4 protein-coding genes are annotated in these 5,646 nt (G+C 43.8%); all 4 read right to left on the bottom strand.

Annotation, left to right across the window (positions count from 1 at the left end):
* Positions 1–107: 107 nt before the first annotated feature.
* Positions 108–2,195, bottom strand: coding sequence for a DNA polymerase (locus QZP87_RS00020; protein ID WP_291320878.1), 2,088 nt, complete (start codon positions 2,193–2,195; stop codon positions 108–110).
* A 65-nt stretch (positions 2,196–2,260) separates the two neighbouring features.
* A complete protein-coding gene (locus QZP87_RS00015) occupies positions 2,261–4,063 on the bottom strand; it encodes a helix-turn-helix domain-containing protein (protein WP_291320877.1) in 1,803 nt (600 codons plus the stop codon).
* Positions 4,063–4,680 (bottom strand): hypothetical protein, encoded by a 618-nt coding sequence (locus QZP87_RS00010; RefSeq protein ID WP_291320876.1) that lies wholly within the window; start codon positions 4,678–4,680, stop codon positions 4,063–4,065. Before QZP87_RS00010 ends, QZP87_RS00015 begins: the two co-directional genes overlap by 1 nt.
* A 485-nt stretch (positions 4,681–5,165) precedes the next feature.
* Positions 5,166–5,646 (bottom strand): hypothetical protein (locus QZP87_RS00005; RefSeq protein ID WP_291320875.1); only part of this gene is annotated, 481 nt, incomplete at its 5' end.

The raw sequence follows: 5,646 nt of genomic DNA, 5'->3' as shown, positions 1-5,646 counted from the left end.
TATTAAAAATGCCATGTCTTTTTTGATATGGCAAGGATGGATAATAAACAAAGTAAGGTAAAATCTCCTAGTTCATGCCGAACCAAGTTACCTCTAACCACCCTCTGTCATTTAGCAGAAACGTTCAGGATATCATCAAGACCTGATATCCAACGTTCCAATTCGTCATCTATACCATCCTTGTTCCAGCATTTAGGGTTTGCAATATTAACATCAACAGTGGGCTTTAATACTGGAAAGTATTCCTGCAAAACTTCGCACATGACTCTGGAGGTTACCTCAGAAACTTCCTTCATCATGTCCAGCGGGGCCTCAAAGACAAATGAGTCATGGAGTGGGATAATTATGCGGGCATCGTAAACTCGGTAAAGTCTATCTAATCGGTTGCCGACTGCCTTGAAGATCACTGCAGCACTTCCCTGCACAGGATAGTTAATCAGCCAGTTCGCATCGCTGCGGCCTGCTTTGCCGTATCTAGCCCTAAAACGCTTCAATCCAGTTATACCTGAAGCATATCCTCTTATGATACCAGAATGGGCCGTGCTGTTTAAGGCAGATTTTAATTCGGGGAACATATCCATGAAACGCTCCTGCAGTTCAGCAGCCTTGTCCTTGGATGTTTTTAAGGCTTGGGCTAGGCCTGCGGGTGTAATGCCGTAAATGATCCCTAACGTGCAGGACTTCATTTCGTTTCGGTACTGTTTATACTTTACCTTGAATTCTTTGCCTGAAAGATGCAGAGCTTCTTCGGGGAGTATGTCCTGGTAGAAATGCTGAGCCATGGCCGAATAAACATCCCCTGAATTAAACATCCTCACCAGTTCTCCGTCGTCGTAAACAGCGCCAGCAACGCCCACCTCCACCTGGCTCCAGTCTACCTCTCCGATACCATAACCAGGTTCTGGTATGATCAGAGGGCGCAATATCCTGTCCAGACCGAGTATATTGGGCCAGCGAGATGTCTGTCTGCCTGTGTCTGTTCCAAGCTGCTTATGTTCCGCCCGGATTCTTCCGTCATCAGAGATAAATTCGGTTGACAATATTCTATCAGTGAGCAAATCAGAAGCTCTTCTTGCGGCCCTCAGGACAACTACTGCTGGATGAATATGGGCATTCTTCTTTAGATTATTTTTATCAAAACTAATTTTACCGTTTCTTTTAAAATGGTCCAGGAGGCCGCAGCTGCTGAAGAAAATTTGGAGTTGCTTATGGCTGTTAATGTTCTGAATGCCGTAGATTTCAGCAAGATGCTGACCCAGTCGAACCTTGTGTTTTTTAATAATTTCAATCAAGCGCTCTCTTTTAACCAAGTCTATTCCTACTCCCTGCCATTCTATACGTGCATTGGTTTTCGTCCAGGGCATTTCAACTGTTAAGCAATGATGTATCAGATCCATCTGGACAGCTTTACTTATTTGTTGGGGGTAAAGCTGGGCGGTAGCCAAGGCATCCTCGGCAGCATATGCAATTTGTTCCTCTGAAAATTTATCACTGTCTCCATGAGTTAAAAATGTTTTTTGCAGCCTTTTCTTCCCGGTCTCCATTCGGTAACTTAGTCCATAACGCTGACAGGTCGCGACAAGCGAAAGGCTGAACTTTTCATTTTCTAACGCCGCTTTTTTAATTAAAATTTGCTCTATCTCATCATTTTTTGCTGATGCTTTATGGCTGCGATGATTGCGGCCCAGGCTTGCAGCTCTCTCAAAGATGAATGTATCCCACAATATATGCGGTGCAGGAAGGCCCAACTTTAACAGGCATAATAACTCTGCTTTGGCATAGTGTGCGCAGAAAGTTACTGGGATACGAAATAATTGCCGAAGAAATGGAAGGAGTTCAGGTTTTCGAAAGTCAATAACAAAGCTGTAAATCTGTCCATTTTGACCATCACATGGCTCGACCATTGCCAGGGAAAGCAGAAGAGGTCTGATACTCCGAGGATCATGTACAGTATTGTTTTTGTCTATTCTTATGCCCGGGCGGTCATAGCGGAACTCTGCGTCAAATCCTATATGGGACAAGGGTCGCTGCAAGGCAAAATCTAACATTTCCTGGGCCTGTTCGGATGTTTCTACAAAATTTTTCCTGGCGGAATAATAATAGGTGGATTTTCTTATGCAGTAACTGATTAGGTGGGCGCTTTGCTTAAACTCAGCATCCCTTATCCGTTCAGTCCAGCTTGGCAGTAATTTCATCGGGCCTCCAAATAGGGTGCCACTTGTCCTTATAAATAATTAATAAGGTATTCTGGCACCTGGATTCAATTCCAGTATCGTTTTATAGTTCTCAAGCTGACACCCAGAAAAGATGCCGCCTGTGACTGAGTCTTCCCTTCAGCCTTTGCTTTTTTGATCTGAGCATGCCTTTTAAATTTATTGGCGGACCTTCTATCAGGGATGTAAAAATAATCCCTGGCCTCGCTGATATTGTTGAATTCCTTTGTGTATTCAAGCTTAGGGTGCTGGGCGCATTGAAAAGTGATGACCTCCCTGGGCTTGGTATATGGGCGCACACGACCGACCGCTTGCAGGACAGTATCCATTTCCAGATGGTTCAGGGCGTGTTGCGCAAGATGGTGAATATCATATACCTGGTCTGCCTTGTGCAATGCCCCGGCAGTTCTCCTGCAGGGTCTGTCTTGAATGGTTATATGCAGAGGGATATTCATATCCGAACCCAGCAGGTCCTGCAGTATACTGTTAACAGCCTCCTCAGGTACGTAATACCCGGTTAGACAATAAGCGCATTCAAATTCCTGAAAAAGGTTGGTGCCGATCATCCCATAATTTATAAGAGGGATATGGTAGACATTTTCGCTCGTATCAGAAGGCAATTCATTACAAATGATCCTAGTCTCAACCCCAAGTTCCCTCAGCATGACCTCAAGTTCCCTGGCGCATAAAAGAAGAAAACACTTCTTGGCAATCAAAAGCGGCTTTTTTCCTTCTTGAAGCCGCCTGGCAATTAGGCGGGCAAAAAAATCCAAGATTTGAGATGAGTTTTTGATAAAATATCTTTTTGCACCTAATCTGGAAGCGATGTTGAACCATGTTGTCTCCGGGTGGATAAAGCTGAAATTTTCAAACGGGCTGGCAAAATCATTTCCAAGCCGGTATCTGGAAAATTCGTGGTGGGCAGTTCCACTATAGACTATGAAGTCCATTGAAATATCCGGGACCGCTGCAAATTTAATGTCCCCATTCTGAGCCTTTTCCCTTGATTCAATGGGTGAAAACCCAAAGGCTGATAGATCAAAGCTTAAAAAATGGAAATCATTTCCGTAAGTATTATATCCTAAAGACTGGACCTCTAAAGCCCATTTCTGAGAGAAAACGGGCATCTTCCAGTCTGGACTTCTCAAATCTGTTGTCTGAGCATTGATAAGGAGTTCGCAAAGATATGCCCAAAATGGATTGAACTCATAAATATTTTTGACCGATACTTTTTTAATTATATCCAGGAAAATTATTAGATCTTTCCGGAGAATAGTGCGCTGAAAAGGCTTCATGATAAAATTTGCTTCATCAAGGATAACTAAAGGCTTCCGGGCTTCTGTCCACTGAACAAGCTGGCCGAGAAAATATGGTGAGCGTTCAAGGTGGGCCTGGGTTCCAATTATCACCTGAACCCCTCTGAGGGCCTTGCCAAATTGTTTAGTCCAACTGCAGTTAGTCTTTTCAGGACAATGGCCGCATAATTTTTTTCTGCCCAGCATTCCCAGGTTTCTTTTCTCAAAAATCTCCCAAAGACAGTTTATATCCCCGCCACATTGTATTTTGGGACGGGGCTTAAGATTAACGACTTTAATGGTATCCTTAGGATTTGCCACGAGGCTGCGTTCATTTATGATCTGCCTGGTTGGAAAAAGGGCGATTACAAGGTCGTATTGACCGGAATTGACGGACTCCTCAATCACCTGGTCGATGTTGCTGCTTTTGCCGACACCTACTGCCCAGTCAATTTTCAACCGCCCTTTTCCTTCAGCAAGAAGAGAAAGTATCCGCCTTCCGTCATTTTTAATCCGGAAGGCGGACAGACTTTCAAGACCGCTTATTACCTGCATCAACTGAAACCCTTCAGTGTAAGCATGCGGCGGATTTCCCCTATTCGGGCTAGCTGCGCGTTTTCAATTGTTGGATATACTGAAGCAAGATTATGCAGGCCGGAATTATACTCCTCAACAAACTTCTTTGTTACGGTTTCACCAGCATCCTCATCGTCTTTCAGCTCAGCAGTTGATACTGAGTATTTGGCCCCATCCCTGATCACAAACATCACCATGGCTTTGCCATTTTTCAGAATGTTAAGGATCTGAGGCAGAAGGGCGAAAGGCCTGAAAGACCGGCTTACTGGAAGAATGCCGACGCAGCCTGCAGTTGGCTGATACACTGGCAATAATAACCTTTGATCCTGCTTCCTTCCTATTTTGCACAACACACAGTCCGGACCATTGCAGAGCACATAGCTGTTTATCTCTGGCTCCGGGCAGAAGTGAACATCGACGGAAACGCTTTCTGCTGTAAACGGGATCAGGGCGACTTCATCATGTCCAAGACGTATTACCTCAAGAGAAGGTTCAGCGGTTTCCGAATCAGCAATTTCAAGCAGGTTAACTTTATTTTCAGTCTTAGTAACCTCGGGCCCAGCATTCTTTGAACTTTCACTATTTTTATTTTTCATTTTTCCTCCAAAATAATTATTAGTATTTTATTATTATAGCTCAATATTCTTCCTGGACTATTGGTGGAGGAGCACGGGCAAGATAAGGGTGGGACGGGCCTGAGGGAAAATTCATTTTCCCCCCCTGTTGGCTTGGGAGGACAGCGCTGTTTTTTCATTTTCTTCAATAGAGTCCCAGTCCTGCAACACCTGGAAAAACCCGCAGATGTTTTCCACTGCTTGTCGGGCGTCTTCCTGAGAGCACATTTCACAGGATAGGTTCTCAAATACCTTGATGGTTTGCTCCATCAGCTTCGGGCTAATCTGCGCCATCATCCTTTCCCAAAATAAAACCCCGCAGAGGCCGGCCCGAAAAGAGCCCCTGCGGGGTTGATATTCGCCTTGCGACGAAATTTATGTCCAGTTAGCTTCGGGCCTGGATATTTCCTCTTAATATCCAGGCGCTACTTTTTATGGAGCAATGCTCCTTTGTGTGGAGCAAAAAATTACCTGATGATTTTCCAGGATGTTTCTGGATCTTTTTTAAAGCAACACTCGTCACCAGTTGTAATATGTGCATTTAGGTAGGAACTCAATTCATTAGCTTTTTTCTCAGCCATATAATCTAGGGCTCTTCTAATGCTTCTTTGAACGTTCTTCCTCGCTTTTTCGCCATCTGAACCGACAGTTCTGATTCGACCAGAAAGTCCCAGGACCTTACTTAATCCATCTTCTATAGCTTCTTTTTCTGCTCTCAATTTGAGGGCTTTGTCGTTATTGCCGATTTCTATTGCATCTTTGATTTCATCATTAAGTTTGTATATTTTAGATTTATAATTGTTGATTGTCTCTTGAGTTGACATTCGAAAGCCGTCTTGTGTGTTTTTAATGTCCATGCCTTTTTTATCAAGTTGTTCCCTGCTATAATCGGAATATTCACTTTTTTGTCCTGGGTCTCTTTTTTTCAATTCGAAATATAAATCGATT

The organism is Desulfonatronospira sp., from assembly GCA_003563255.1.
Classification (GTDB): Bacteria; Desulfobacterota; Desulfovibrionia; order Desulfovibrionales; family Desulfonatronovibrionaceae; genus Desulfonatronospira.
The sequence above is the reverse complement of the archived record's forward strand: the minus strand, read 5'-3'. Positions and strand labels throughout refer to the sequence as shown.

Bases quoted from the DNA above. Each gene is read 5' to 3' on its own strand.
- QZP87_RS00020 (WP_291320878.1), bottom strand. From the start codon at position 2,195: ATGAAATTACTGCCAAGCTGGACTGAACGGATAAGGGATGCTGAGTTT.
- QZP87_RS00015 (WP_291320877.1), bottom strand. From the start codon at position 4,063: ATGCAGGTAATAAGCGGTCTTGAAAGTCTGTCCGCCTTCCGGATTAAA.
- QZP87_RS00010 (WP_291320876.1), bottom strand. From the start codon at position 4,680: ATGAAAAATAAAAATAGTGAAAGTTCAAAGAATGCTGGGCCCGAGGTT.